The sequence below is a fragment of the Synechococcus sp. Cruz-7E5 genome (assembly GCF_024345995.1).
GTDB lineage: Bacteria > Cyanobacteriota > Cyanobacteriia > PCC-6307 > Cyanobiaceae > Regnicoccus_A.
Genome location: NZ_JAGQCE010000011.1, coordinates 1 through 25,375, shown reverse-complemented (window position 1 = coordinate 25,375; position 25,375 = coordinate 1). Strand labels below are relative to the sequence as shown.

The following is a 25,375-nucleotide window of genomic DNA, read 5'->3' as shown; positions in this document are numbered from 1 at the left end:
GGGTCAGCGCCCTGCGCTGGTTTCCTGCAGAGCGCAGGCGAGGCTGTCGCCGGTGCAGGCGGGCTGCACCGGAGGAGCTGCCTGGGCGATATCCGGCCGGACATTGTCGATGGCCCGCAGGGTGGCCAGGTTGGCCTCATAGAAGGCCCGCAGTTGGGCGTAGCGCTTCACGGGTTGGCCGTAGAAACTGCGACCGGCCAGGGTGGGGAACGAGGCCCACTCCGGCGCCAGCTTGGCAGCCAGTTCAGGGGTGAGTGTGCCGCGATCAGCCAGGGCCAGGGCCCCACGACGCTGGATCAGGAAGATGGCGGCCTGATCCTGGACCTGGGGTCCGAAGCCGGTGATGCCCAGGGCACGAGTGGCCATTGACCAGGTGAAGGGCATGAACTGGTAAGCACCAGCAGCCGCGCTGGCATAGCCCACGGTGCGGTTTACCCGATCGGGATGCCGATCCAGGGACGCCATCAGGCTGCCGCCGAACATGATCCGGTAGCCCACGTCCTCGCCGTTCGCCCAGGTGCCCTCGGCATAACGAATCGTGTTCAGGAGCGCCCGCCTCTCAGGGGTGATCTCGAAGACGGCGCGCATTCCAGGGATTTCCTGGGGAGTTGCGATCGCCAGCGACTGGGGTTGGCTGGACGGGGCCGCTCCGGGCAGACGGATCTCCTGCCAGACCGTGGCGTGGGCAGGTGCGCCCATGGCGACGACCAAGGCCGGCAGGCAGAGGCGGCTGAAGCGGGAGGCGTTGGAGAGCAAAAGAGTTGGGGGGAGAAAGGATGATTGATGCATCGTTTCGAACTGGTTGACCCAAGAGGAATCGACCTGGAGAAACGCAGCAGTAGTGAAGAAAAAGTTGGAAGTCAGTTGCAATCCGTTCGTGACTTCTGAACGGAAAAAGAACTGCTGGAATCTGAATGCTGATTAATGATGATCAGGAACGCTGATGAGCGCAGTCAGGGTTAGTGATCAGAGGACAACTCGGAAGGAACCGTCGAAGCGATGGAAGAATACATCTCGGCGGGCTTGGGTTGCAGGCCAATGTGTCAAGCGAACCGTTGGGCAGGGATTGCATTAGTGACAGTCACACAACCGTCCACTCGCTATCAGAATTGGCCGAGAGGTTCACATCACTGTTCAGCACAGGGTTTATTGATGCGAAATCATTCGACATGTTGATCATCAGTTCTGCTGATTGTGGCCCTGGACGTGGTAGCGACGGACACCAGTCCGGCTGCGCTGCAATGCTCCCCGGCGATTTCAGCTGTAGGCCTGCGCCTGCTGCTCCAGCCAGGCGGCGGCCTGCTGGGCCCCGTCCAGCGCCAGGGGGCCCACCGCAGCTGGATGCAGGGGCTGATCCAGCTGCCACTCACCGGAGCGCAGTTGCTCCTGGCTGAGCAACCGGTGGCGGCCATGGCGGCGCAGCGCCTCCTCCAGCACCGGCGCCTCGGCAAAGCCCTCCCGGTGCACCAGGTGAATGCCCACGTCGTGGGCCAGGGCTTCACAGAAGCTGCTGTAGCCGGGCTTGGTGATCAGGCGCTCCACCAACGGCATGAACTCCAGCAGCCGCAGACCCTGGGGCAACAGCCTCACATTGGGCGCCCCTGCGGCCGAAGCATCGGTGCATACGAAAGTGAGCTCGGGCCAGCGGTTGAAGGGCTCCTCCCCCAGCTCAAACCCCAGCCCGCCGAAGCTCACCAGCACGCAGCGACTGCGCTCAGGCAGCTCCAGCCTTTGCCTGAGGGCTTCCGCCCGCTCACGGGGCGGCGCCACGGTGAGACCCACCCGAATCTCCGGCAGTCCCCAGTCCATTGACATCGAGAAGGGGCAGTGGATCAGCCCCTGGCCCTTTCGGTAGAGCGCACGGCAGCGCTCAGCCCAGACCAGAAAAGAGCCGCCCATCGGCTCATAGATCGCATCCCAGCCGAAATTGCCAACCCAGATCAGGGGCCAGGCTCCGGAGCGGGCCAGTCGCGCCAGTGCCGGTGGCACATCGCCCAGCAGCAGCACGGGGCCGGCCTGGGCCCTGAGCCAGCAAGCCTCTGCGGCGATCTGATCAGGCAGGCGCCGCTCAAGATCGTTGAGGGCCGCCAGGGTGGCGGCGGGGTCGGCGCCGAGGGCATCGGCCTGCACCACCCCCACATCCCAGGAGCAGGGGCGCTGCTCAAAGGGCACCGCTCCCAGAACCGTGCGCAGGAACGCCGAGGGCAGTGAAGTGGAGAGCACCAGCCGCCAGCCCGGCTGCAGCTGGGCCAGGGCCAGCAGGATGGCACCGCTTCGGGAGCCGTGGCCGTAGCCATGACCGCTGATGGCGGCGTAGATCAGCACGGCAGTGCCACGGGCTGCTGGTGCAGACGCTGTTCATAGAGCAGCCTGCCGGTTTCAGGGTCGTACCAGCGATGGCTGGCATGGATCAGCCGGCCTTCCTCCATCTCCACCCAGGACAGGTGGCACAGCTGCCGCCCCTCTCCGTCGACGGCATGGCGCGGCACGAAGGCGGCATTGAGATAGGCGGTGCCGCGGCGATCGATCTGGAAGCTGCGGCGCTCCCCCCGGCCGCGCTTGAGGGCATGGTGCATGTGCCCGAAGACCACCAGCGGCACGGGGCGCTCGGTGCGGATCTGCTCGATCGCCTGGGCCAGGTCCTGGTCGCCCCAGTCGCAGGCGGGCGATTTCCAGTCGCGGCCGCAGGGATCGCTGGCCTCGCTGCCGAGGCCACTCGGACCGCAGTGGGAAAGCAGAACGAGGGGCAGACGCGGGTCGGCCGAAAGGGCCGCTGCAGCGATGCGCCCAGCCGACTCAGCCAGTTCGACAGGACCCCAGAGCGCCTGTACCGCTTTGGAGAGGTGGTGGCCGCCACCGGCGCTGCCCGGCCGTCCACCCACAACGGAAAGGCCGGGGGGATCGAGCCGGCGCAGGGCCCAGCCACAGTGCCGCTCCCCGAGCCGGTCGATCTGGCGCTGCAGCTTGCGGCCGCTGTGATCCTTGCCGGTGTCGTGGTTGCCGAGGATGCAGGCCACCGGCAGGGACAGGTCGGCAAGGCTGGCCGCGATGCGCTGCTGGCCATCGCTGAGATCGCCCACAACCAGCAGCGCATCGGGAGCGAGCTGGGTGAGCAGGGTCACGTCACGTCGGTCCCATTGCCCGTGCAGATCCCCGGCAATGGCAAGACGTATGTGGGCCGTGACGACGACTCCCTTCCCTAGGCTGGGCTCATCCTGCCCCAGTTGAGGTCAAGGTTGGTTTTTGCCGCCCTTGAAGCCCCCGCCGTTCCCCGCGACCTCCCGGCCGCGATCGACCTACTTCGCCGGGAACGCAAGGCCGTGATCCTGGCTCACTACTACCAGAGTCCTGAAATCCAGGATGTGGCCGATTTCATCGGCGACTCGCTCGAGCTCTCCCGCAAGGCCGCCGCCACCGACGCCGAGGTGATCGTCTTCTGCGGCGTTCATTTCATGGCCGAAACTGCCAAGATTCTCAGCCCTGGCAAAACCGTTCTGCTGCCGGATCTCGCCGCTGGCTGCTCCCTGGCCGATGCCTGCCCTGCCGATGCCTTCGCCGCCTTCCGCGCCGAGCATCCGGAGCATCTGGTGGTGAGTTACATCAATTGCTCGGCGGCCGTGAAGGCCCAGAGCGATCTGATCTGCACCAGCAGCAACGCCGTAAGTCTGGTGCAGCAGCTGCCACCCGAGCGGCCGATCCTGTTCGCACCGGATCAGAACCTGGGCCGCTGGGTGGCCCGCCAGAGCGGAAGGGAACTCACCCTCTGGCCAGGGGGCTGCATTGTTCATGAAACCTTCAGCGAGCAGGCCCTGCTCCGGCTGAAGCTGGAGCATCCAGAGGCCGAGGTGATCGCCCACCCGGAGTGTCTGCCCAACCTGCTGGATCTGGCCGACTTCATCGGCTCCACCAGCAAACTGCTGGCCCGCGCCGCCAGCAGCGACGCCACCAGCTTCATCGTGCTCACCGAGCCCGGCATCCTGCACCAGATGCGCCGTCAGCTGCCCCACAAAACCTTTGTTGAGGTGCCAGGTCAGGACGGCTGCAGCTGCAACGCCTGCCCCTACATGCGTCTCAACACGTTGGAAAAGCTCTGGCAGTGCCTGGACACGATGAGCCCGTCGATCGAACTTGATGAGAATCTGAGGCTCAGAGCCCTGGCGCCGATCCAGCGGATGCTGGAGATGAGCCGGTAGGGGATCGCGGTGACCACCGCTCCCACCACATTGCCTACCACGAAGATGACGCGCGGCGCGTCAATCCTGCTCAAGCGTCAGGGCCCGGAGAGGAGGCGCTAAGGCTCCGGCCGCAGGACATTGACGTCGAGGACGGGCTTGATCAGTCGCCTCAGAATCAGCTTTGTGAGGGGCTTGCCGATGATCTGACGCAGCATCCAGCGAAATGGACCGGAGCGTCGTCGCGCATCCAGCCTGTCGAGATAATCCTCATTGAAGAAGTCGACCAGGGAGTCGACGCGAGCCCTGATCTGCTCAGCGATGAGCTGGCGACGCCTGGGGTCCACCCTCCCCATGAGCTGACGCAGTTCCTGCAGCTGATCGCGCCTGCGCTCGCCGTCCTCCTCGATCATGCAGGGTTGAGCGAGGCTGACAAGTTGATCACGTACCCGTTTCCAGGAGTCCGTTTCATGCTCCAGATAACCGTCCCGGATCTGCTCATCGGCGAAGGGATTCGCACCGCAGACTGAAGCGGACACAGATGAGCCGTCCTGGGTGTCCGCGGATGTCGGCCAGTCTGGCAACCAGTCGATCAACGGCATCTTCTGATCGATGTCCTGGAAACCACCGATCAGTTCTGCGAATTGTCCTTCCCTCAGCTGCTGACGTGCATTGCGCCTGCCGATGTTGTAGTCATAGGCCCGGAACTCAAACTCCAGGAATCCTGCGAAGGCAGAGAACACATCCCCGATCAGCAAGGCATCGGAAGCGGTGACGGTGAGCAGCTTGCCCTCCAGGCCCTCTGTCACCCACTGCTGAAAGCGGGACTGTCCGAAGACCGCACTGGCAAGGCCAATCGCCATCGCCAACAGGTTGTCTTCTCGATTGAAGAAGGGATCAGCATCAATCGTGCGTTTGCCGGGAGCAACGAATAGATAGTTGCGCTGCGTAGAACCTACCTTCTCATCGATTTCCTTGGCCAGGCTGGCCGCCATACCAACCGGCTCGTTCTCGAAGACACCGCCATCGGTATATAGGTAGTTGCCGCCGTACAGCTGATCACCGGCGGTGGCCTTGCGACTGCTGTCTCTCGTGCGCATCAGACTGGCAGGAGAGCCTCCGGTGCGGACGATGCGACGGGCGCGGAACGCAAATGGAAAAGCTCCTGAGGACAAGGCCATCAATCGCAGAATCGGCCAGGAACAGGTGCCCAGCATCGGACGCCACACCACCTGTCGTCCCTTCCGACGAGGTTCCAGCTCAGAGAGCTGAATGGTCGTCTCAACCTCCTCCCCTGAACTGGCTGACTGCCCGTCCTGAGGCAGCACGCACCGCAGCAGGCAGACAAACTGATCCTTGTAGCTGGAATAGGCGAACGATTCCCTTTCCCCGGCAATCTCCTGGGAGAAGCCATTGAGATTGGCCATGGCCAGGCCAATCCGCAGAGAATCCGCTGCTGCCGGATGGCAACTCAGCGTATCGCCGGGGTCATCTGGAATGTACTCCGCCCCGATGTCATCAACGACAGCGGAGCTGAGCAGGGAATACTTGTGATTCTTTCGCTCCACCATCAGGAGACCATCGATATTCACCTTCTTTACCCAGGCATTGAACAAGGGATTGTTGTACGGATCTCGCAGTCGATCCCCACCGTAATAAAGCTGCTGGCTCAGGATCGCGGCTGTCATCGCTCCAGCGGAGGCACCTGTGATCACATCGATGATGACCCGATCCTGCTCTTTGCGTTCTGGATGGTCCGCCTTGAGCGACTCATTGTGCAGGGCAATGGCTTCAAGCAGCTCATACATCACCCCGGCCTCATAACTGCCCAGTGACACCGCTCCGCTGATCACGATCGCAAGTTTTCTGGCCATTGGGAAAGTCCCTGCTGACCTTTCATAGCCACGTCGGCTTGATGAGGTCAAGACACCGCCATGGGACAGCACTCATTGATCAGACATTCTGATTCAGCAGGCGCTGACGCATGGCAGACGGGTGATGGCTGCCTTGTATCCAGGCCGTCGATCGATGCAGCCACAATCACAGAGTGAGTTGGCATGGATTCATTGATGGCGTAGGCACGCCAGAAAGCTTGATGGCTAGAGCATCAGAGTACCCATTGATGATGAGCTCACCATCAGGGTAGATGACAACCAATCGTCATTTACCTGAACGATTTCCTTCACTTGGCCGCAGTGATCTCGGGCGTCGGTAAAGAGTCATGTGGAGGCGGACCAGGTGAATGGCATTGTTGGACAGCCGTCTCCGCTTCAACAGCAGGACTGGCATGCAGTTGAAGCCCGAATGCAGAAATAACCTTTAAGACGGTTCCACGTTCGGGATTACCGCTAGAGGAGAGAGCCTTATAGAGACGTTCGCGACCCAGTCCAGCTTCCCGTGCAATCTGTGTCATGCCTTTTGCACGAGCGATATCACCTCGTGCAGCAGCTACCAGCCTTGAATCTCCATCCTTTAGAGCAGCTTTTAAATCGGCAGCTATGTCTTCACTCATGATGAAATGATTGGCCAGATTCCAGGCAGTGGCTGCGGTTTGCATCTGGGGCATAATCTCTCAGGGCAGCATGGCCTCCAGGCCCAATGCCCGGCGTTACGCGCAGCTGAAGACGGTGCCCTTGGTAAGCCGGAGATTGCTGAGCAACGCGGCGCCGCGGAGGTTGGCGCACCGCAGGCGTGGGGGCCTCAGCGCCGACGGCCGTCGTTGACCGTTGCCAGAGGCTTGGGTCCCATCGGCGCGCTCCCGGGCAGCTCCGCCCCGCGCAGAACAGACACCACCGCGCCCACCAGTCCCATGGCTGCCGCCAGTCGATAGGCCAACTGCTGGGCCCCCAGAAAGGCGTCCAGGGGCTGTCCGCTCAGGCGCGCGCCCACTCCCCCGGCCAGGGCGCCATCAGCTCCTGCGGCTCCAAGGCCGTGGGCGAGAAGCGTGGCCGCCAACGCCGCCCCGATCGCCTGACCGAAGTTGCGCGCCATCGAGAGGAACCCGTTGGCCACACTGAGGTGCTCGGGAGGAATGGTGTTGAGGGTGGCGCTGTTGTTGGGCGGATGAAAGAGCCCGCCGCCCATGCCCAGCAGCACCAGGGGCCACACGATGGTGGCGGTGGAGGCGTCGGGACCTAGCCAGGACAGGCCGACCAGGCCGGTGCTGATGCTGAGCATCCCGGCGGTACTGAGAGTCCGCGCCCCTACCCGGTCGCCCAGGCTGCTGACCGTGAGACTCGTGGCCGTGAGCACCAGCGAGAGCGGCACGACCAGCACACCCGCCATCACGGGCGTGCGTCCCAGCACCAGCTGCGCGTATAAGGGCAGCTGGAAATAGCAGGACACCGCGGCAATGAAGTAGAAGGCGGCCGCCGCCGAGCCGCACAGGAAGGCACGCGAGCGGAACAGGCTGAGGGTCAGCAGCGGTTTCGGCAGGCGCCGCTCCACGATCAGGAACAGCACCAGCGCCGCTATGCCGCCGATGAGCAGCGCCAGGTTGGCCAGGTTCAGCCCAGCGATCGAAAGACGTTCGATCACCAGGAAGGGAGCGCTGGTGGTCACGATGGCGAGCACCGCGCCCGTCCAGTCCATGGCGGTACGGTCCTGGGTGCGGGGGCGGGCCTTGAGATCACGGAGGCTGAGGATCAGCCCGGCCAGGCTCACCGTCAGGATGACGAGAAAGAGGGAGCGCCAGCCGAACTGGCCGATCAGCAGCCCCCCGAGCACCAGGCCCGTGACCTGGGCCAGCGCCAGGATCGAGGCATTGACCGCCATGGCCTTTCGCCGCTCCTGCTTGGGGAAGACGGAAGTGATCTCGGCCATCACGTTGGCCAGCACCAGGCCACCGCCCATGCCTTGCAGGATTCGGAAGGCGATCAGGCTCCCGACGGTGGGTGCCAACGCGCACAGGACGGAACTGAGCGCAAGAACGCTCATGCCGGTGACGACGATGCGCCGTCGTCCCCAGATGTCGGCCAGCCGACCCGCCGGCAACAGGATGACCGTGACGGTGAGCAAGTAGGCGACGATCACCCACTTGAGGACGGGGAGGCCGACGCCAAAATGGCGCGCCATTGCCGGCAGGGCCAGGGTGACGATGAAGCCATCCATGTACACCACGAAGTTGCCGCATTCGACCGCCGCCAGGGTCCACCAGCGATCTTGTTCTCCCTGAAGACCCCTTGCTTGATTCTGTGCAACTGGGCTGTCCTGGACCATGGCAGTGACTACCGTGAGGGTGAATCATCTGTTTCCGACTTTAACTGTTTGCAGGAGAACTTCTTCTGGGCCCTCGTTCAGCAGGGCTGGTCTCAGCCTGGCAAGCCGAGAGTTCTTGCAGTGCAGATGATGGCTCTGCCAGGCGAATCTGTGCAGAGTAGTAATAAGAAGTGATCGGCTGTATGGTCTAGTTCTGAATCCAGGATTTCTGTTGAGTACCTGTCGAGGAGGTTGGAATGAATCATCACCTGATCGAGGCCTGCCAGGAAATCCGCCACATTCTTGGGCTGCTTGTCATCAACCATCGCGGGAGAGGGCTTATCGCCGTCGCAGCTCTTATCAGGGAATCGATAACGACTTGGCTCGCCAGGGAGGCCATTCCAATGAGCTGGTTGATGAAGATTCTTCAGCTGCATGATCAGCAGTCTGGGCTTGCAGAAGGAGCCCAATGCGATATCAGCCAGCAGCTTCAGGCTGCTTCTTCGCCACTTCTGGAATGTCTAACGCTGCCCCTGAGTGGCAGGCAAGGCGCTACCGCTTTCGAAACCAGCTTGACGGCGGCCTGGCCACTCGAGTGGCTTGTTCGAAGGTGTCGTGTCTGAACAGGCAGCGACTGCGGACCTTCGCCTCGCACGCAGAGCTTAAGCCACCTCAGTTTCACTTCTCACACTGGCGCTCAACTTCAGCCCCAAGGCCGACACGACCTTGAGGATGGTGTCAAAGCTCGGACTTCGGTCCCCCGACAATGCCTTATAAAGACTCTCTCTGGAAAGGCCTGAATCCCTGGCCACCTTGGTCATCCCTTGAGCGCGTGCGATGTCACCTAGGGCCTTGGCAATGAAGGCCACATCTCCATCAGCCTCCTCAATGCAGGCCTCCAGATAGGCCGCCATCTCCTCCGTAGTTCGTAGATGCTCGGCAACGTCGTAGGGGCTGGTCGTAACTTTCATCAGATCTCCTCAGTCAAGTTGTCTGCCAGCAGAAGGGCCTCATCAATGTCCTTGGCTTGTGAGCTTTTATCTCCGCCAGCCAAGGATGATCAGGGCGGCTCCTATCTGCAGGTAGTAGACCCTGTATCCAGGGCCGTAGTTGATCCGCAACTCCGACACGCCGGCCCCAACGGGTTTGACGTCACCAGGATTGCCGCCGATGAGGCGTTCGATCCTGGCCTGAACCTTTGCCCTAGCCTTCAGATCACGCAGACCCTCAAGCCATCTGACGAACCGCTCTGTCTTGCGGACTTCAACCATACGCCAACTGTAGCCGCTTGGCTACGGCAACGCTACGCTGCCTTGCTGGCTCCCATCAAAGACGACACATCCTTCGAACGCTAATTGGGCGGACCCGCATAACATCCCCTTCCCTCTGCCATCAGCAGCATAAGAGCGCTGGGCCCTAAGACCAGCACTGGCGAAGACCTGTGCTGGCAAGGGTTCTCAGATGGACGCTTCCAAACCCCGAAGTCTTATGCGGATCCGCATAAGACTGTTCGTTCTGTTACACAACTTCAGCTGGGCTGGTGTTGCCTGGAAGATCGCTGTTGCTGAACACCTTCTCAAGGTTCTTAACTGTCATCGCGTCGATGTAGCAGCTGGATGGTGAGATCACAGCACTCCATCCAGCCCAGGGCTGGCCGATCTGGATGACCGACCGACTCTTCTTCCAGACCCTCAGCTTTGACGCGCTTGAGGTTCTCGCCTTGGTCGAGGACGCAGGCGCGACACCCAGCGAGGTGGACGCAGCGCTGGGCTTCGGCAATCGGCGTACCGCTGAGTTGTTCGGCGCCCTGGTTCGCCAAGGTCTTCTCGACTGGGTCGGCCGCGACGGCAAACCCGGAAGCATGCCGGATGCGAGGCGGTTCACTTCGACAACCTTCCAGTCGACAACCTTTCAGCTCACACCACTGGCGCGCAGCCTGAGGCACGATCAGACATTCAGCCTCAAGGCCTTCGGTGCCTCTCTTGGGACTGTGTATGAAGACAACTGAGGGTGACTGAATCAGTCCTGCTCAGCTGCCAGTTCTCAAGGCCAGCAACAAGCCGTGCTCGCAAGTGATCACGGCCTCAAGTGGAAGGTCTCAATAGCTGTAGTTGGCCTCATACAACGGCTTGCCATCCGAAGGCTCTGATCCGGCGGCATAGGTCCCCCGGGCTGCCTGGCCATTGGCGCGGGCCCGCGCCAGCAGCGCCTGCTGCCCTGCGGACACGTCGTGGCCGGCCCAGTGCTTCAGGCACGACTGCTGCATGGCGCGTCCATAGGAGAAGCCCAGATGCCAGGGAGCAGTGCCGGTGGTCTGGTGGATGGCATTCAGGAAGACGCTGGCCTCCTCCTCACTCAGGCCGCCCGAGAGGAACAGGATTGCCGGCACGGCTGCGGGCACGCAGCGTCGCATGGTGCGCAGCGTGAAAGCCGCCGCCTGCTCGGGTGTGGGCCGCTGGTGGCATTCGGCGCCAGGCAGGGTCATCGAGGGCTTGAGCAGGCTGCCCTCCAGGAACACCCCGTTGCGGCCGAGGGCGTCGTAGACGCTGCGCAGCACCCATTCCTGCACCGCGGCGGTGGTGAGGATGTCGTGGTCGCCGTCCATCAGGATTTCCGGCTCAACGATCGGAACCAGTCCCTCCTCCTGCACAGTGCGGGCGTAACGGGCCAGGCCCCAGGCGTTCTCACTCACGGCCAGCTCCGACGGGCAGCCATCGGCTGTGATGCGCAGCACCGCACGCCACTTGGCGAAACGGGCACCGCGCGCGTAGTAGCGGGCAGCCCGCTCCTGCAACCCCTTGAGCCCGGTGCACCAGGTCTCGCCCGGCAGGCCTCCGGCGAGGTGCTCCACGCCCTGATCCACCTTGATGCCCACCACCAGTCCCTGCTGGCGGAAGTGCTCGAGGATCGATCCGGCCGGTGGGCCACCGCTGCTGGCAGTAGCCGCGTCCTGGAAGAGCGTTTCCTCGTAGAGGATCACGCCGCTGATCGACTCCCCCAGCCCGGGCGCGGTGGCCAGCAGGGTGCGGTAGGCGCGGCGGTGCTCCTCGCTGTTCGCCACCCCGATCGCCGCGAAGCGCTTGCCGATCGTGCCGGTGGATTCGTCGGCTGCCAGCAGTCCGCTGCCGGGCCGCGCCAGGGCGGTGGCGGTGGCTGCCAGCTCCTCGCGGTGGGTATCGAGTGTCATGAAACGTGCGGGGCCTACCCCATGGCTAGGGGCGTTCTCTGCTGCCGTCAACGCCGCCGGTAGGGGGAGGCCAGCAGGTCGGCCAGGAAGGAATAGAGGCGGAAGCCGCGGTGCTCGGGCCTGGCCGCATCTGATACCCCAGCCCCCCCCGTGCTCCCCCGGGACGCATCCCACAACCGTGGCTCCGAAGATGGCTGCCTGGGTGCCGCTGAACACATCGAAGTCCACTAAGCCGCCATCGGCATGCCCCAGCCGGCAGGCCTTGCTCAGCTGGTCATACAGCCCGGGCGTGAAGCGGCTGCGCTGGCTCGAGAGATCGATCGGCCCCCGCCCGTTCTGGCGCGCAACCTGCCAGCGGACCGACAAGCTTGCGTAGGTCGCTCCCAACCATGTCCCTGCCCGCCGACGGCCTGCTCCGGCTCACTCCCCAGGGGCTGTACTGCCCTGCAGCCGAGGCCTGGATCGATCCCTGGCGGCCGGTGGCGCGGGCTCTGATCACCCATGCCCACGCCGATCACGCCCGGTCGGGCTGCGGTGAGTACTGGGCGATCGGCGCGAGTGAGGCGATCCTGCGCCAGCGCCTCGGCGCGGGCATCAGCCTGATCCCCGTCGACTATGGGCAACTGCACCGCCTCGGCGGCGCCCGGGTGTCGTTCCATTCCGCCGGCCATGTGCTCGGCAGCGCCCAGATTCGTTCGGAGGCCGGCGGCGAGAGCTGGCTGGTGAGTGGCGACTACAAGCGCTGCGCCGACCCCAGCTGCGCCCCCTTCGAGCCAGTGCAGGCCGATGTGTTCATCACCGAGGCCACCTTCGGCCTGCCTGTCTATCGCTGGTCGAGCGGCGCGGCGGTTGCAAACGCCATTCGCGACTGGTGGCAGGGGGCTCTGGAGAGGCCATCGCTGCTGTTCGCCTACGCCTTCGGCAAGGCCCAGCGCCTGCTCGCCGAACTGGCCGCCATCGGAGTGGAGCAGGAGGTGCTGCTGCACGGCGCCGTACAGGCGTTGATGCCCGCCTACCGGCAGCAGGGGGTCGCCATGGTGCCCACCCGGCCGGTGAGTGACCTGGCGCGCAGTGAAAGCCTGGCGGGGAAGCTGGTGATCGCGCCCCCCTCGGCATACAGGTCGGCGTGGATGAAGCGGTTCAAGGATCCTCAGACCGCCTTCGTGAGCGGCTGGATGGCGGTGCGCGGCGCCAGGCGGCGGCGCGGCTTCGAGCGCGGCTTCGTGATGAGCGATCACGCCGACTGGGACGGACTGCTGCGCACCGTGAGGGATACCGGCGCCCGGCAGGTGTATGTCACCCACGGCAACAGTGACGGCCTGGCCCGCTATCTGCGGGAAGTGGAGGGAATCGCGGCGGAACCACTGGGAAGGGCTTTTGAAGCAGAATTCAGTGAGGATGGGGACGAAGTCGATCCGAAGCCAGCATGAAGCGACTTGGACGAGGGCTGCTGGGCGCGCTAGTTGGGTTTGTACTGAGTACGGTGATCAGCCTCGTGCTGGTGGCGCAGTACTCGCCAAGACATGACCGGGAACTGGAGGCGGCGATGACGAGTGTCTTCTTCTATGGGCCGGTGGGAGCAGGCCTGGCGTTCTTGGTGGGGTTGCTGTGGTGATGATGGGCGGATGTCCGGAGTCCGATCTCCTGCACGAATGCAGCCCTGCCTCCATATGCCTGTCGATGACTGTTCAAGAGCGGCCAGTTCAGTTGTGTTGTGATGAGTGCTGCCGTTTAAGTTCAGAACAAGGTCATCCAGGTTGATCACTCTGCTCCTGGCCGGCACATTAGTGGGAGTTCAGGACGAATGCCAGATTCAGATATGTGGCAGGCGGCTTCAGCTCACCCGTCATCCGATGGCTTCGGCATCGTTTACAACATTGCTTGTGATGATGCCATAAACGATCCAATTGCTTATGGAACGACTGATTGCATGTACGTTCATGCCTGCTTAGCTGGAGGGCACCCCGTGGCATACGATCAGAGTAAAGATCAACCTGAGCGGAGACTCACCCTTTTATGGCCACTGTCCTGATCACCGGCGCCAATCGTGGCATCGGCTACGAGTACTGCAAACAGTTCGCCTCCCGTGGCGATTCTGTGGTGGCCGTCTGCCGCCATCCTTCTTCTGATCTGCAGGATCTGGGCGTGCGAATCGAGGCGGGAGTGGATGTCACCGATGAGGCATCGATCACTGCCCTGGTGGAGCGGTTGGAGGGTCTGCCGATCGATGTGCTGATCAATAATGCCGGGATCCTCGAGAGAACCACGCTGGAGGATCTCAATGTCGAGAGCCTCCGCCGTCAGTTCGAGGTGAACGCGATCGCTCCGTTGCGCTTCACCCGTGCATTTCTGGGCCAGCTCCAGCCGGGCTCCAAGGTGATCATGATGACCAGTCGCATGGGGTCGATCGAAGACAACAGCTCCGGCAACTCCTATGGCTACCGGATGTCGAAGGTGGCGCTCTGCATGGCCGGTAAATCCCTCTCGATCGACCTGAAGCCCCGCGAGATTGCGGTTGGAATCCTCCATCCCGGCATGGTGAGTACCGGGATGACAGGGTTCACATCCCAGGGGATTGCGCCGGAGGTTTCGGTGCGAGGTCTGCTGGATCGGATCGATGACCTCACCCTGGAGAATTCGGGCACCTTCTGGCATGCCAACGGTGAGGTGTTGCCCTGGTAGCCCATCCTGGAGCCGGCGAACTCAGGCCTGGCTGGCAGTCAGGGCCTGAAGAGCCATGGTCACATGTGCCTGCAAAGCACCGATCGCCATCAGTTGCCTGGGGTTGCGTCCCTTGGCCAGGGCTCCATTCTTCTGCTGCAGGGCCTGAAGCAGCCTTTGGCTCACCTGTCCATAGCTGCGCAGCAGCCCCTCGAGTTCATCACTCCGGTCCGCCTCGGCACCACTCTCGACCATCGGGGTATCGGGAGTGGCAGTTTGCAGCAGCGTGATCAGTTGTCGGTGGCTGATGGCCTGGGGAACTGAATTGTTGGCATCCATGAACAAGCAAAGGTTTAAGACTTGTAAGAAGAGACTATGGGGATCCCCTGCAACTGGGAATCATTCGGCGTGTAGTGATCACCCAACCTGCCGCTTGCGGTCTGGGCCCGATGCATTACCCCACTGAACGATCGCACCTGAGCGCACCGCTGTGAGTAAAACCACCTGCACCTACTGGAATGCCCTGGCCCAGGACCAGCAGCACCGCTGGCACTGGCTTGAGGGCCTCGAGGGGCAGGTGGAGGAACTTCTTCTTAGTTCGGATCCGGTCAGCGGCGAGTTCACCCGGCTCACCCGCTTCCAACCCGGTGCCCACACCACCGCCTTCGGGGCGACGGTGCACGCTTATCCCGAGGAGATCCTGATCGTGAGCGGTCGCCTCTGGGATGGGGCCTTCGCGATGTGGCTGGAAACAGGCCACTACGCCAGCCGCCCGCCTGGTGAGGTGCATGGCCCGTTCCGCACCGACGTCGGCTGCCTGGTGCTGGATGTGTCCTTCCCCCAGCGGTCGGGCTCGATTGGAGCCTGACATCCGCTTCCTCGCCCCTGCAGGACAGCCGCCAGGCTGGCTGACCTCACTGAGCTGGCGGGCATGGCCACAAACAGCTGCCGGATTTGGCAGGTGAGTGATGCATGTGGCCCGGATTCCTGATGTTGTGGGGCATCCTCGTAGGGGCTGTCCGGGGGGGGGATCGTGTCGATTAACGCAGCCGTGCTGCTGGCTGGCGTGCTGTTGCTGCTGGGCATTGCCTCCAGCAAGTTCTCCGCCCGGCTGGGCATGCCCGTTCTGGTGCTGTTTCTCCTGGTCGGGATGCTGGCGGGCTCGGAAGGTCTGGGGCGGATCCCCTTTGAGAACTATTCCCTGGCCAACAGTGTCGGCAGTGTCGCCCTGGCGCTGATCCTGTTCGACGGTGGCCTGCGCACCTCCTTGACCTCCGTGCAACGGGTCTGGCGTCCGGCGCTGTCGCTCTCGACCATCGGCGTTCTGCTCACCTCGCTGCTCACGGGTCTGGCGGCGGCCTGGGTGTTGAAGATGCCGCTGCTGCAGGGGTTGCTGCTGGGCAGCATCGTCGGCTCCACCGATGCGGCGGCCGTGTTCTCGGTGCTGCGCACCAGCGGCCTGAAGCTTCCCGAGCGGCTCACGGCCACCCTTGAAGTGGAGAGTGGCTCCAACGATCCGATGGCGATCTTCCTCACGCTGGGGTTGATCGGCGTGATCAGCGGCAGTGCGGATTCACCCCAGGCGCTGCTGCTGCTGTTCCTGGCCCAGTTCGGCGCCGGCAGCCTGGTGGGCCTCGGGGTGGGACGCCTGGCGATCTGGGGCGTGAATCGCATCAACCTCGACTACCCGGGCCTCTACCCTCTGCTGGCCCTGGCCTTTGGGCTGGTGGCCTTCGGGCTGGCGGCCGTGCTGGGCGGCAGCGGCTTTCTGGCGGTCTACATCGCCGGCATCGTGCTCGGCAGCAGTTCGATCGTGTTTCGCCGAGGGATCTTCTCCTTTCACGACGCCACCGCCTGGCTGGGCCAGATCGTGCTGTTCGTGATGCTCGGGCTGCTCAGCTTCCCCAGCCGCCTGCTGGCTGTGGCCGGGGAGGGGCTGCTGATCGCCCTGGTGCTGATCGTGGTGGCGCGGCCCATCGCCGTGGCCGTGTCGGCCTTGCCGTTCCGCTTCCGCCGCCGTGAACTCGTGTTTCTGTCCTGGGTGGGCCTCAAGGGTGCGGTGCCGATCACCCTGGCCACCTTTCCGCTGATGGCCGGTGTTCCCCAGAGCCACACGATTTTCAACGCCGTGTTCTTCGTGGTGCTGATTTCGGCGATCACGCAGGGCTGGTCACTGCCGCTGGTGGCGCGCTGGTTGCACATTGGCCGCCCGGCTGATCCCACGCCGGCGCTGTCGGTGGAGATCAACGCCCTGCGCCGGGTCGATGGTGAGATCGTCGACTACACCGTCAAACCCAGGGCCCAGGTGGCTGGTCAGCAGCTGCGCGATCTGGCCCTGCCCGACGGGGTGCTGGTGACCCTGATCCTGCGCGGCAGACAGGTGCTGATGCCCCGCGGTGGTACAACTCTCGAGCCTGGCGACCATGTGTTTGTGGCCCTGCGCAGCCGGCTCCAGCCCTGGATAGATCGGCTTTTTGACCCAGACCCTGACGAGGCGTCGCTGCCGGCGGGACTGGTGCTGGCCTTCAACGCGACGACCAGCGTTGAGCAGCTGCATCGGTTTTTTGGTGTGGCCATCCCGGCGGAGATCGGGCCGGCCGTCGCAGCCCAGAGCCTGGCTGACCTCCTGGCAGATACGGAAGCGGGCAGCGAGGTTCAGGTTGGTTCTTTTGGCCTCCGAGCAGGAGCTGATCAGGATCTGGTCACCGCGTGCTGCCTCGACGAAGCACCGCTCCGGTTAGGAGAACACTGAGCCGCAACAGTCCCAGAGATTGATTCCTGAGGCCGTCCTGACGATGGCATTCCCTCGGCGGGAGGGGCGCTTCGCCGCTTCTAATCTGTCGACTTCTTCGGTTGCACCACCATGGTCAGAGTTGTCCCGATCGGTGCCTTCATCACCCTTGGGCTGCTGGCTGGATGCGGCAGCCCCGATCTCCCGGCCCTCAAGAAGATGGCCTGCGAGAAGGCGGTCAACACGATTGATCTGCAATCGGTTGCCCAGCTCGATGCACTGCGCAAGGCACTGGGTCTGGCGCCAGAAGTGGATCCGATCGCTGAATGCCGTGCCCTTGGGGTGGTGATGGAGCCCAAAGCGCCAACCGACACCCAAGGCACTGGTGGCAATAACGAAGCGGGCGAGTAGCAGAACTGATCGCCTCTGCGATGCCACCGCCAAGACCCAGCTCGCAACAGATCCAGCGGCACCAAGGACGCCTGGATCTCGCTGCGGCCAGGATCACTTCCCCCAGCGGCGCATCAGGTTGGTGTAGCTGCGGCTGATCAGATCGAACACTTCGCTCTTGCCCTCCTGACGGAAGAGTGCGCGGCGGGCGGTGTCTAGTTCGAACAGCAGTTCACGCCGCTCGGCGTCGCGAACCCGGCTCTGAATCCAGCCCACGGCCACCAGACGCTCCCCCTGGGTCACGGGTTCGACGCGATGCAACAAGGTGCTGGGATACACCAACGCATGTCCGGCCGGAAGCCGCAGCGCCTCCTCTACGGAGGGCGATTCCAGCACCAGTGCGCCTCCCTCGTACTCGGACGGATCGCTCAGGAAGAGGGTGAAGGAGAGATCACTACGGCCCCCCGCCATGAAGGCGTTGTCCACGTGGCGGCCATAGCCTTCACCGGGCCCGGAACGGCTGAACAGCAGCCCGTGGACCCTCACAGGCAGAGCTGCCGACTGCACCAGGGGGTGACGCAACAGGGGCTCCACCACGCTTGGTGTGAGCTGGCCCTGCAGAGCTGAACTCCGATCCAGCTGGCGGTTGTTCTTGACCGTTCGTGCATGCCAGCCGGCGGTCTCCACGCCAGGCCTCCAGGCATCGGCCTCAGCCAGCAGTTCCATCCGCAGATCCGCCACCTGCTGGGCCTCCAGCAGAGGTTCAAGCGCGAAACGCATGGACTGTGACGAATGGCACCACAGGCTGTGGCAAAAGCACGGACCGCCGGGAGCCGCGACCTCACAACGAGACACCCTCTGAGTTTTGCCATGGCCCGCTCCAGCATTGCCCTGTTTCTGGCCACTGCTGGACTGGTGGCCGGCACCGTGGGTTGCGGAGGTGCCCCCGAGACCAAGGAGGGCGGGGAAGGCAATGGAGAAAAGATGGAGAAAACCGTTCCCGGCGCTGCCCAGAGCGAGAAGAACAAAGAGGGCGGTGAAGGTGGTGAAGGGGATGACCGAGAGGAAGGTGGTGATCAGGGTGGTGAGGGTGGAGAAGACTGAGCTGATATGAGCTGGGCGATGGATGATCCCGTCGCCTGGGTTGGAGGCGATCACTCCTTGATGATTGGGTGGCTACGTGGCCAGGCCAGCAGTGTTGGGGAGAATTTGCTCAGAACATTCAGGTGTCGGCACGCAGGCTGCGGCGCCAGAGGCGCCACACCTTCTCCAGTTCCAGGTAAAGGAAGAACAGCAAACTGAAGCCCACGCAGATCCCCAGATCGGTGGCCGTGAGAGGAACGGTTCCGAAGAACTTCGCCAGCACGGGAACGTAGAGCAGGGATAACTGCAGGAGCGCGGTGAACACGACGGCTCCAAGCAACCAGGGATTGGAGAAGGGAGCCACCTGAACCAGAGGTCGGTCGCTGCGGGCCGCCAGGGCATGGCCCATCTGGGCCAGACACAACATGGTGAAGACCATCGTCTTCCAGGGGGCGCCAGAGCGGGAAGCGAGCAGCATCAACGTGATTGTGATGGCGGCGAACACCACACCAATGCGCAGGATGTAGCTGCCGATGCCCCGGGCGAAGATCGATTCTCCCGGTTCCGCCGGAGGGCGCTGCATCAGCCCGGCCTCTCCCGGCTCCAGGGCCAGGGCCAGGGCGGGCACCCCGTCGGTGACCAGATTCATCCAGAGGATCTGCAGGGGAGTCATCGGTACACCGACCATGCCCAGCAGGGGCGCAGAGGCGATGGTGAGCAGTTCCCCCACATTGCTGCCGAGGATGTACTTGATGAAGCGACGGATGTTGGCGTACACCAGCCGGCCCTGCTCCACCGCGTTGACAATCGTGGCGAAGTTGTCGTCTAGCAACACCATGTCAGAGGCTTCCTTGCTGACCTCCGTGCCGGTGATGCCCATGGCCACACCGATGTGGGCCTGCTTGAGGGCCGGAGCATCGTTGACACCATCACCGGTCATGGCCACCACCTGCCCCAGACCCTGGAAAGCCTTGACGATGCGCAGCTTCTGCTCGGGTGGTACCCGGGCATAGACGCTGCAGCGACTGACGATCGCGGCGAGGCCAGCGTCGTCGGCTTCTTCCAGCTGCCTGCCGAGCACAACTTCGGCGCCTGGTTCCACCAGGCTGATGGACGCCCCGATGGCACGGGCCGTAAGGGGGTGATCGCCGGAGATCATCACCGGCCGGATGCCGGCCTCCCGGCAGCGGGACACCGCCAGCGCCACCTCCGGGCGGGCGGGATCCAGCTGGGCCATCAACCCCAGCAGCACCTGGTGCTCGAGTTCCTGCTCAGGGCTGACGTGGTGGGGGGCACAGGCAAAGGCGAGCATCCGCAGGCCGGAGGCAGCCAGCTCGCGTGCCTGCTCCAGCCACCACTGCCGCTGGTCTTCGCTCAGCGTGACGACACCGGAGCCATCCAACCAGCGATCACAGCTGCCGAGGATCACCTCAGGAGCTCCTTTACTGATCATCAAAGTGGTGGAGCCGGCGGCGCACTCGCCGAGGGGGGCCTGAAGGCTGCCGTCCCGGTCCTGAACCCAGACGGCCATCAGCTGACGCTCCGAGCTGAAGGGAATCTCGGCCTCCCGCTTGTAGTGACTGCGCAGGGGGAAGCCATCGAGATCGGCCTTGGCGGCGGCCACCACCAGGGCACCTTCGGTGGGATCTCCGAGGATTTCCCAGCGTCCATCAGGCTCCTGCTTCAGTTCGGCATCGCTGCACAGCACTCCGGCCTGGAGCAGCAGGTTGCGGGCCCCTGGCGCCATGCCGGCTCTGGCGCCGGCGGGTGGGGGGAGTTCGCAGGAGCTGAATTCACCATGGGGCGTGTAGCCGTTGCCGCTGACGGCCACCGAGGCGGTGCCACTGCGCAGTTCCTGCACCACCTGGCGATTGAGGGTGAGGGTGCCGGTCTTGTCGGTGCAGATCACCGTGACCGATCCGAGGGCCTCCACCGCCGGCAGGCGGCGGATCAGGGCGGAACGCTGCACCATCCGCTGGGTGCCGATCGCCAGGGTGACAGTGATCACCGCCGGTAATCCCTCCGGCACGATCGCCACCGCCATCGAAAGGCCCACCTCCAGCAGATCCAGCAATCTCTGGCCCATCAGCCAGCCCAACAGCACCACTGCGGCCACCAGGGCCAGGGAGGAGGCCACCAGCACATTGGCCAGGCCATCGAGCCGTTCCTGTAACGGCGTTGTCTCGCCGCCAGCGGTGTTGATCAGTTGGGCGATCTTGCCCAGCTCCGTCTCCATCCCAGTGGCCGTGACAACCGCTGTGCCCCGCCCACGCACCACCTCAGTGCCCTGAAAGAGACAGTTCAGGCGCTCGAGCACGGGGGTTGCTGGATCGAGCATCAGATCGTCCTGCTTGGTCACCGCCTCCGCCTCGCCGGTCAGGGCCGCCTCCCGCAGTCCGAGTTCGGCCACCTCCAGCAGGCGGGCATCGGCTGGCACCCGGTCACCGGCTTCCACCCGGATCAGGTCTCCGGGCACCAGCTGTTCGCTGGAGAGCCGCTCCCAGATCCCGTCGCGGCGCACGGTCACCAGGGGTTGGGCCATGTCGCGCAGGGCCTGCAGCGCCTGCTGGGCGCGGCTTTCCTGCAGGTAGCCGAGCAGGGCGTTGAGACCGACGATCAGCACGATGGCGATCGCGTCCTTGGGAAAGCGCTGGGCGGCGTAGGCCACTCCGGCCGAAACCGCCGCCACCGCCAGCAGCATGATCAGCATCACGTTGCTGAATTGGTCCCAGAGGATGCGCAGATTGCTGCGCCCCGCCTTCAGCTCCAGCCGGTTGGGGCCCAGACGGGCCAGCCTCTGGGCGCACTGGGCCGTGCTCAGACCGTCTGTGCTGGCCTCGAGTGCCTGGAGGCAATCTGCAGCTGCCAGAGCGTGCCAGGGATGCACCGAAACCGCAGGGTTCAACGCGACGGAGCACAGGTGGCCCGAACGTTAGTCATTTGTGGCGTTGCTTCCGGTTCGCACGCAAGTTCAGGCTGGGGCGGGTTCAACGCGGCTCAGTCGCCGCTCCAGCAGCAGCAGACCCAGCACCGTGGTGACGGTCACCATCAGCACCAGTGCCGAGAACTGGACCGAGTCGATCAGGCCCTGATTCAGGGCTGTGGTGGCAAAGACCAGCCCGGGAAGGCCTCGGGGGATCAGACCCGTCACCACCAGCCAGCGGTCGACGCCCTCCTCACGATCCCTGCGACTGATGCCCAGGCCGCAGGTGAGTTTGCTGAGCACACCCATCACGATCAACACCGCACCCAGGCTCCAGGCCAGTGGCTCCAGCAGCGTGCCGGCAGTGACCCGCATGCCGACGCTGATGAAGTAGAGGGGCAGGAACACCTCCGAGAGCACGGTCAGCACCCGCTGCACCTCCCCGTGCACCGGCCCCAGCCGGGCCATCAGCACCCCTCCCCAGAGGGCTCCGAGCAGGCTGGTGAGACCACTCGACTCCCCCAGCCAGGCCGAACCGATCAGCAGCATCAGGATGGCCAGGGCACTGGTGGGTCGCTCGCTACGGTTGCGGGCCCAGTAATCCACGGCCACCCAGCTGAGGATCGCCATCAGCACTCCCGCCAGCGGGCCGATCCAGCCGCCCCCCTGCCCCCCAAGCCGCAAGCCGGAGGTGGCGCTAGCGATCAGCAGCAGACCGATGGCCGGCAGATCGTCGAGCACCGACACCCCCACCAGCACCCTGGCGGAGGGGGTCTGCAGGGCCCGGCGTTGGGCCAGCACCCGCAGCGTGACGCCGGTGCCGGTGGCGCTGAGCACGGCCAGGCAGAGCAGGGTGGTGGGGAGGGAGAGCGCGAACCAACTCCTCAGGGGCCAGAACGCCAGCAGGGGGGTGAAGAAACTCAGCGCCACCATGCGCAGCACCGTGGCGCGACGCGAGGAGATCAGATCGCCGCGCACCTCCAGGCCCACCTGGAAGAAGAGGGTGAGCACCCCCAGTTCCGTCAGACCGCTCAGCGGCGCCATCGACTGGAACGGAACCACGGTGTTGCCGAGAATGAAACCCATGGCCAGCTCAAGGACAATCGCCGGCACCGCCCATCGGGCCATCCATCCGGCTGAAAGACGAGCCAGTAGGACGCCCATGAGCAGGATCAGGAGCGTGCTGAGCAGGGATGGGGATGCGACGGCCACGGATCAAACCCCTGCTGGCATCACTTCATCCTGACTCCAGAGCCGCCAGCCTCTGGGGATCCCCATGCCTGCTGGACGACGACTAACCCCTGCGCTTGCAAAACAGCAGCGGGCGCTCGCTGTCTTCTTCGCCAAAGCCGGGGCCTTCCAGTTGCATGGCCCCGTCAGTCGATGCGTCCGGGAGGGGACTCGACACCGGAGGCCCCTTCGAGTTCAGCCTCCGTCAGTTCGGAGAGTTCCTCCTCCTCGGCATCCCCCGCCGGCGAAGGTTCACCGGTGAGTTCTTCACTCAGCTCCTGGAGTGTGCGATCGGGTGAATCAGGCGAGTCCAGGTCGTCGTCAAGGGGTCGAGTGGGCGTCCAGTTCATGGCAGGCACCGGCAGGAAGGGGGGATCGGAGGGATCCATCTGAACCGTATCCACGCTGGCCTTCCCAGGCCGTGACCTCGTACGGATCTGATGCGGCGCCCCTGGCCTTCTGTGGCTATGACAGGGAAGCCCCGAGGGGTTGCTGTGAGCCGTTCCACCACCGCCGAACGGGAGGTGATCGTCCAGTCGGCTGGTGTGGAGCTGGCGGGCAGTTTGACGCTTCCGCATCCGGCAGCTGGGCTGGTGCTGTTCGCCCATGGCAGCGGCAGCAGTCGTTTCAGCCGCCGCAACCGCTACGTGGCGAGCGTGCTGGTGGAGGCACAGCTGGCCACGCTCCTGTTCGATCTGCTCACCTCCGCGGAGGAGCGGATCGATGAACTTGACCGATCGCTGCGCTTCGATATCCCCCTGCTCAGACGGCGCCTGATCGGCGCTATCGACTGGGCGGGCAGCCAGCCGGAATTGAACGGTCTGCCGATCGGACTGTTCGGCGCCAGCACCGGCGCGGCTGCGGCCATCGCGGCGGCTGCGGCACGCCCCGATCCTGTGGTTGCCGTGGTGTCCCGTGGAGGCCGTCCCGATCTCGCTGCGGAGGCCCTGCCGCTGGTGCGCTGTCCCACGCTGTTCCTCGTCGGCGCTCAGGACGTCGAGGTGCTCCAGCTCAACCGGCAGGCCGCCGCGCGGTTGATGGCCCCCCACGCCCTGCAGGTGGTGCCGGGAGCCACCCATCTGTTTGAGGAGCCCGGCACCCTGAAGCAGGCCGCCCAGCTTGCCCGCGACTGGTTTCTCAGGCATCTCTCAGGGGCCAGGCCCTGAATGATTCCTGATCCCTCACTCCTCCCTTCACGACATGGTTGACCGACCTCCTCTCTGGAGCGACCGCCATCAGGCAGGTCTCGCTCTTGCTGAAGCCTTCGCCGATTGCCGGGGCCTCGCCGACAGCACAACTCTGCTGGCGCTGCCGAGGGGGGGAGTGCCGGTGGCGGCGGCGATGGCCTCCCGCCTGGGGCTGCCACTGGCGACCTGGTCGGTGCGCAAGGTCGCCGATCCTGCCTGGCCGGAGCTGGCGATCGGTGCAGTGGCCGCCGGTGGGGTGGTGGTCTGGCGGAACGGGGAGGGCGCCATCCGCAGGGCGACCACGGCCGCCGCGCATGGCTGGCTGCGGGCGCAGGAGCAGGAACTGAGACGTCGTCAACTGCTCTTCGGGGACCCACCGGGTGAGCAGCTTCTCGGCCGACATCTGATCGTGGTGGACGACGGCATTGCTACAGGCATGACCGTGAAGGCTGCCCTGCTCTCGCTGCGCAAGTTTCAGCCGGCCTCGCTGGCCCTGGCAGTGCCAGTGGTCGATCGCGACATCACCGCCGAACTGAGCCTGCTGGTGGATCGTTTCGTGGCCCTTGCTGAAGTCAACGATCTCCAGGCCGTAGGTCTCTGGTATGAGCACTTCGAGCAACTTCGGGATGAACAGGTCCTGGCCCTGTTGCGAGCGCACTCAGCTGTACGGAAACAGGTACCCCCTCGAGCCTCAATCAAAACGCAGGAGCTTTAGATTGAAGTTGAGGGGAGGCCCCTTAAGAGCTTTCTCCTCAACCGCAATCCGGGTACGTCGCCCGGCAGCGCAGATGGAGGTGATGAGATTGGAAACAGGCCCAACGTGGCACCACACGGTTGCCACCTCAGCTGAAGGAATGAGCCATATGCTGCTTAGATGTTATTGATGTGCGAATACTGGGCTGTATAACCCAGACGGGACTTATCGGCTGATGAGATCAAGCCTTGAGCATCTCTCGTCCATTAACGTTGTCCCTTGACCATCCCGCAGTCGCAGCTGCGGGATGGCCTTTTTGGGTCTTCTTCCGCCTAGCCGATGGAGTGGGCTCAACCTCACTGATAGAAGCCAGCTCGTCGATCTCAGGGAACGGTGAAGAGGGAAGAGAACCAATCCTGTCCTACTCCTATCGATGGATGTCTGCTGCATTCCTGGCCGTAGCCAATTGCCGGCCATGATGCTGCCAGCTCCTCGCGGGCGGTGGGCAACTGGCTCACGGATCTGCTCGGCTTACGGCATTGACCGCGATGCCGTAAGCCTGGCCATTGCACCTGAGTGGCATGCAGGCAGGGTAGAGCGAGAGCAATGAACTGGTGCTGACCTGTGGTCCACTGGAAGGACTTGTTTGTAATGCCGATCCATACTCGCTTGGATCATTGAATTCACGCTTCCTGCCATGAAACGATTCGTAGAGCTCCCGATGCCTTGAGAGTCCATATTCGTCCATGCGATTCTCGTAGGAGCCTACCCATTGGAGCAGGTTTTCTAAGTTGGGACTCCTGAAAAAACAAATCGCGAGCTGGCTCGATTGCAGCCAAGGAGTAGGGCGTAGGCAGCTCGCAAGCACGGTTATCTAGCGACCAGCGATTCGGCTGTCTCAAGCAGGCAAATGTTCCTGA

General features: G+C 63.8%; 26 protein-coding genes and 1 pseudogene. 11 read left to right on the top strand and 16 right to left on the bottom strand.

The window, feature by feature from the left end; genetic code table 11:
• Nucleotides 1–3: 3 nt before the first annotated feature.
• The 3 genes from KBY77_RS11955 to KBY77_RS11945 all read right to left on the bottom strand — a co-directional run bounded on the left by KBY77_RS11955 (nt 4) and on the right by KBY77_RS11945 (nt 3,173).
• On the bottom strand, nt 4–789 hold the full coding sequence (locus KBY77_RS11955; protein ID WP_255104702.1) for a glycoside hydrolase family 104 protein: 786 nt from the start codon (nt 787–789) through the stop codon (nt 4–6).
• A gap of 468 nt (nt 790–1,257) precedes the next feature.
• Nucleotides 1,258–2,325, bottom strand: a complete 1,068-nt coding sequence (locus KBY77_RS11950) for a hypothetical protein (protein WP_255104700.1) — start codon at nt 2,323–2,325, stop codon at nt 1,258–1,260.
• Nucleotides 2,319–3,173, bottom strand: coding sequence for a TIGR04168 family protein (locus KBY77_RS11945; protein ID WP_255104840.1), 855 nt, complete (start codon nt 3,171–3,173; stop codon nt 2,319–2,321). Before KBY77_RS11945 ends, KBY77_RS11950 begins: the two co-directional genes overlap by 7 nt.
• Nucleotides 3,174–3,236: 63 nt before the next feature.
• On the opposite strand from KBY77_RS11945, the gene nadA reads away from it, so the two are divergent.
• Nucleotides 3,237–4,193 carry a quinolinate synthase NadA gene (gene nadA / locus KBY77_RS11940; protein ID WP_255104698.1) on the top strand — a complete coding sequence of 319 codons (957 nt, stop codon included), beginning with the start codon at nt 3,237–3,239 and terminating at the stop codon, nt 4,191–4,193.
• A gap of 98 nt (nt 4,194–4,291) precedes the next feature.
• Here nadA and KBY77_RS11935 read toward each other — a convergent pair whose 3' ends face one another.
• From KBY77_RS11935 to KBY77_RS11910, 6 genes and pseudogenes are all read right to left on the bottom strand, one after another.
• The gene (locus KBY77_RS11935) at nt 4,292–6,046 is read right to left on the bottom strand and encodes a patatin-like phospholipase family protein (RefSeq protein WP_255104696.1); all 1,755 of its coding nucleotides are present in this window, start codon (nt 6,044–6,046) and stop codon (nt 4,292–4,294) included.
• A gap of 308 nt (nt 6,047–6,354) precedes the next feature.
• The gene (locus KBY77_RS11930) at nt 6,355–6,729 is read right to left on the bottom strand and encodes an addiction module antidote protein (protein WP_255104694.1); all 375 of its coding nucleotides are present in this window, start codon (nt 6,727–6,729) and stop codon (nt 6,355–6,357) included.
• Nucleotides 6,730–6,872: 143 nt separating this feature from the next.
• Nucleotides 6,873–8,390, bottom strand: a complete 1,518-nt coding sequence (locus tag KBY77_RS11925; protein ID WP_255104692.1) for an MFS transporter — start codon at nt 8,388–8,390, stop codon at nt 6,873–6,875.
• Nucleotides 8,391–8,482: 92 nt separating this feature from the next.
• A complete protein-coding gene (locus KBY77_RS11920) occupies nt 8,483–8,806 on the bottom strand; it encodes a hypothetical protein (RefSeq protein WP_255104690.1) in 324 nt (107 codons plus the stop codon).
• Between the two features lie 225 nt (nt 8,807–9,031).
• Nucleotides 9,032–9,340, bottom strand: a complete 309-nt coding sequence (locus KBY77_RS11915; protein WP_255104688.1) for an addiction module antidote protein — start codon at nt 9,338–9,340, stop codon at nt 9,032–9,034.
• A pseudogene (locus KBY77_RS11910) lies at nt 9,340–9,640 on the bottom strand (type II toxin-antitoxin system RelE/ParE family toxin). The gene KBY77_RS11915 and the pseudogene KBY77_RS11910 overlap by 1 nt, the downstream one beginning before the upstream one ends.
• Before the next feature lie 392 nt (nt 9,641–10,032).
• Between KBY77_RS11910 and KBY77_RS11905 the strand changes: the two are divergent.
• A complete protein-coding gene (locus tag KBY77_RS11905) occupies nt 10,033–10,377 on the top strand; it encodes a hypothetical protein (protein WP_255104684.1) in 345 nt (114 codons plus the stop codon).
• Between the two features lie 90 nt (nt 10,378–10,467).
• Here KBY77_RS11905 and KBY77_RS11900 read toward each other — a convergent pair whose 3' ends face one another.
• Both KBY77_RS11900 and KBY77_RS11895 read right to left on the bottom strand, forming a co-directional pair.
• Nucleotides 10,468–11,556, bottom strand: a complete 1,089-nt coding sequence (locus tag KBY77_RS11900) for a class I fructose-bisphosphate aldolase (RefSeq protein WP_255104682.1) — start codon at nt 11,554–11,556, stop codon at nt 10,468–10,470.
• A 47-nt stretch (nt 11,557–11,603) separates the two neighbouring features.
• On the bottom strand, nt 11,604–11,732 hold the full coding sequence (locus KBY77_RS11895) for a hypothetical protein (protein WP_255104680.1): 129 nt from the start codon (nt 11,730–11,732) through the stop codon (nt 11,604–11,606).
• 213 nt (nt 11,733–11,945) lie between these two features.
• Here KBY77_RS11895 and KBY77_RS11890 point away from each other — a divergent pair, with 213 nt between their 5' ends.
• The 3 genes from KBY77_RS11890 to KBY77_RS11880 all read left to right on the top strand — a co-directional run bounded on the left by KBY77_RS11890 (nt 11,946) and on the right by KBY77_RS11880 (nt 14,238).
• Nucleotides 11,946–12,986, top strand: a complete 1,041-nt coding sequence (locus tag KBY77_RS11890) for a ligase-associated DNA damage response exonuclease (protein WP_255104678.1) — start codon at nt 11,946–11,948, stop codon at nt 12,984–12,986.
• 53 nt (nt 12,987–13,039) lie between these two features.
• Nucleotides 13,040–13,171 (top strand): hypothetical protein, encoded by a 132-nt coding sequence (locus KBY77_RS11885; RefSeq protein ID WP_255104676.1) that lies wholly within the window; start codon nt 13,040–13,042, stop codon nt 13,169–13,171.
• Between the two features lie 401 nt (nt 13,172–13,572).
• Complete coding sequence (locus KBY77_RS11880) at nt 13,573–14,238, top strand: SDR family oxidoreductase (protein ID WP_255104674.1); 666 nt, start codon at nt 13,573–13,575, stop codon at nt 14,236–14,238.
• Nucleotides 14,239–14,259: 21 nt separating this feature from the next.
• Here KBY77_RS11880 and KBY77_RS11875 read toward each other — a convergent pair whose 3' ends face one another.
• The gene (locus KBY77_RS11875; RefSeq protein WP_255104671.1) at nt 14,260–14,556 is read right to left on the bottom strand and encodes a hypothetical protein; all 297 of its coding nucleotides are present in this window, start codon (nt 14,554–14,556) and stop codon (nt 14,260–14,262) included.
• A 151-nt stretch (nt 14,557–14,707) separates the two neighbouring features.
• Here KBY77_RS11875 and KBY77_RS11870 point away from each other — a divergent pair, with 151 nt between their 5' ends.
• From KBY77_RS11870 to KBY77_RS11860, 3 genes are all read left to right on the top strand, one after another.
• The gene (locus tag KBY77_RS11870; protein WP_255104668.1) at nt 14,708–15,085 is read left to right on the top strand and encodes a cupin domain-containing protein; all 378 of its coding nucleotides are present in this window, start codon (nt 14,708–14,710) and stop codon (nt 15,083–15,085) included.
• 165 nt (nt 15,086–15,250) lie between these two features.
• Complete coding sequence (locus tag KBY77_RS11865) at nt 15,251–16,969, top strand: potassium/proton antiporter (RefSeq protein ID WP_255104666.1); 1,719 nt, start codon at nt 15,251–15,253, stop codon at nt 16,967–16,969.
• 111 nt (nt 16,970–17,080) lie between these two features.
• A complete protein-coding gene (locus tag KBY77_RS11860; protein WP_255104664.1) occupies nt 17,081–17,359 on the top strand; it encodes a hypothetical protein in 279 nt (92 codons plus the stop codon).
• 93 nt (nt 17,360–17,452) lie between these two features.
• Here KBY77_RS11860 and KBY77_RS11855 read toward each other — a convergent pair whose 3' ends face one another.
• Nucleotides 17,453–18,118, bottom strand: a complete 666-nt coding sequence (locus KBY77_RS11855) for a Fe2+-dependent dioxygenase (protein ID WP_255104662.1) — start codon at nt 18,116–18,118, stop codon at nt 17,453–17,455.
• A gap of 90 nt (nt 18,119–18,208) precedes the next feature.
• Between KBY77_RS11855 and KBY77_RS11850 the strand changes: the two genes are divergently transcribed.
• Entirely contained in the window at nt 18,209–18,442 is a 234-nt protein-coding gene (locus KBY77_RS11850; RefSeq protein ID WP_255104661.1) for a hypothetical protein, read from the top strand.
• Between the two features lie 118 nt (nt 18,443–18,560).
• Here KBY77_RS11850 and KBY77_RS11845 read toward each other — a convergent pair whose 3' ends face one another.
• From KBY77_RS11845 to KBY77_RS11835, 3 genes are all read right to left on the bottom strand, one after another.
• Nucleotides 18,561–21,326 carry a cation-translocating P-type ATPase gene (locus tag KBY77_RS11845; RefSeq protein WP_255104659.1) on the bottom strand — a complete coding sequence of 922 codons (2,766 nt, stop codon included), beginning with the start codon at nt 21,324–21,326 and terminating at the stop codon, nt 18,561–18,563.
• A gap of 66 nt (nt 21,327–21,392) precedes the next feature.
• Nucleotides 21,393–22,556 carry a cation:proton antiporter gene (locus KBY77_RS11840; RefSeq protein ID WP_255104656.1) on the bottom strand — a complete coding sequence of 388 codons (1,164 nt, stop codon included), beginning with the start codon at nt 22,554–22,556 and terminating at the stop codon, nt 21,393–21,395.
• A 164-nt stretch (nt 22,557–22,720) separates the two neighbouring features.
• Nucleotides 22,721–22,978, bottom strand: a complete 258-nt coding sequence (locus KBY77_RS11835) for a hypothetical protein (protein WP_255104654.1) — start codon at nt 22,976–22,978, stop codon at nt 22,721–22,723.
• Between the two features lie 90 nt (nt 22,979–23,068).
• Between KBY77_RS11835 and KBY77_RS11830 the strand changes: the two genes are divergently transcribed.
• Entirely contained in the window at nt 23,069–23,740 is a 672-nt protein-coding gene (locus KBY77_RS11830; RefSeq protein WP_255104652.1) for a dienelactone hydrolase family protein, read from the top strand.
• Nucleotides 23,741–23,774: 34 nt separating this feature from the next.
• On the top strand, nt 23,775–24,476 hold the full coding sequence (locus KBY77_RS11825; RefSeq protein WP_255104650.1) for a phosphoribosyltransferase: 702 nt from the start codon (nt 23,775–23,777) through the stop codon (nt 24,474–24,476).
• Nucleotides 24,477–25,375 lie beyond the last annotated feature (899 nt).

Excerpts from the sequence above, each read along its gene's own strand:
- KBY77_RS11905 (WP_255104684.1), top strand. The coding sequence starts at position 10,033 with ATGACCGACCGACTCTTCTTCCAGACCCTCAGCTTTGACGCGCTTGAG.
- KBY77_RS11875 (WP_255104671.1), bottom strand. The coding sequence starts at position 14,556 with ATGGATGCCAACAATTCAGTTCCCCAGGCCATCAGCCACCGACAACTG.
- KBY77_RS11920 (WP_255104690.1), bottom strand. The coding sequence starts at position 8,806 with ATGCAGCTGAAGAATCTTCATCAACCAGCTCATTGGAATGGCCTCCCT.
- KBY77_RS11880 (WP_255104674.1), top strand. The coding sequence starts at position 13,573 with ATGGCCACTGTCCTGATCACCGGCGCCAATCGTGGCATCGGCTACGAG.
- KBY77_RS11955 (WP_255104702.1), bottom strand. The coding sequence starts at position 789 with ATGCATCAATCATCCTTTCTCCCCCCAACTCTTTTGCTCTCCAACGCC.
- KBY77_RS11900 (WP_255104682.1), bottom strand. The coding sequence starts at position 11,556 with ATGACACTCGATACCCACCGCGAGGAGCTGGCAGCCACCGCCACCGCC.
- KBY77_RS11925 (WP_255104692.1), bottom strand. The coding sequence starts at position 8,390 with ATGGTCCAGGACAGCCCAGTTGCACAGAATCAAGCAAGGGGTCTTCAG.
- KBY77_RS11855 (WP_255104662.1), bottom strand. The coding sequence starts at position 18,118 with ATGCGTTTCGCGCTTGAACCTCTGCTGGAGGCCCAGCAGGTGGCGGAT.
- KBY77_RS11935 (WP_255104696.1), bottom strand. The coding sequence starts at position 6,046 with ATGGCCAGAAAACTTGCGATCGTGATCAGCGGAGCGGTGTCACTGGGC.
- KBY77_RS11850 (WP_255104661.1), top strand. The coding sequence starts at position 18,209 with ATGGCCCGCTCCAGCATTGCCCTGTTTCTGGCCACTGCTGGACTGGTG.
- KBY77_RS11825 (WP_255104650.1), top strand. The coding sequence starts at position 23,775 with ATGGTTGACCGACCTCCTCTCTGGAGCGACCGCCATCAGGCAGGTCTC.
- KBY77_RS11890 (WP_255104678.1), top strand. The coding sequence starts at position 11,946 with ATGTCCCTGCCCGCCGACGGCCTGCTCCGGCTCACTCCCCAGGGGCTG.
- KBY77_RS11860 (WP_255104664.1), top strand. The coding sequence starts at position 17,081 with ATGGTCAGAGTTGTCCCGATCGGTGCCTTCATCACCCTTGGGCTGCTG.
- KBY77_RS11915 (WP_255104688.1), bottom strand. The coding sequence starts at position 9,340 with ATGAAAGTTACGACCAGCCCCTACGACGTTGCCGAGCATCTACGAACT.
- KBY77_RS11930 (WP_255104694.1), bottom strand. The coding sequence starts at position 6,729 with ATGCAAACCGCAGCCACTGCCTGGAATCTGGCCAATCATTTCATCATG.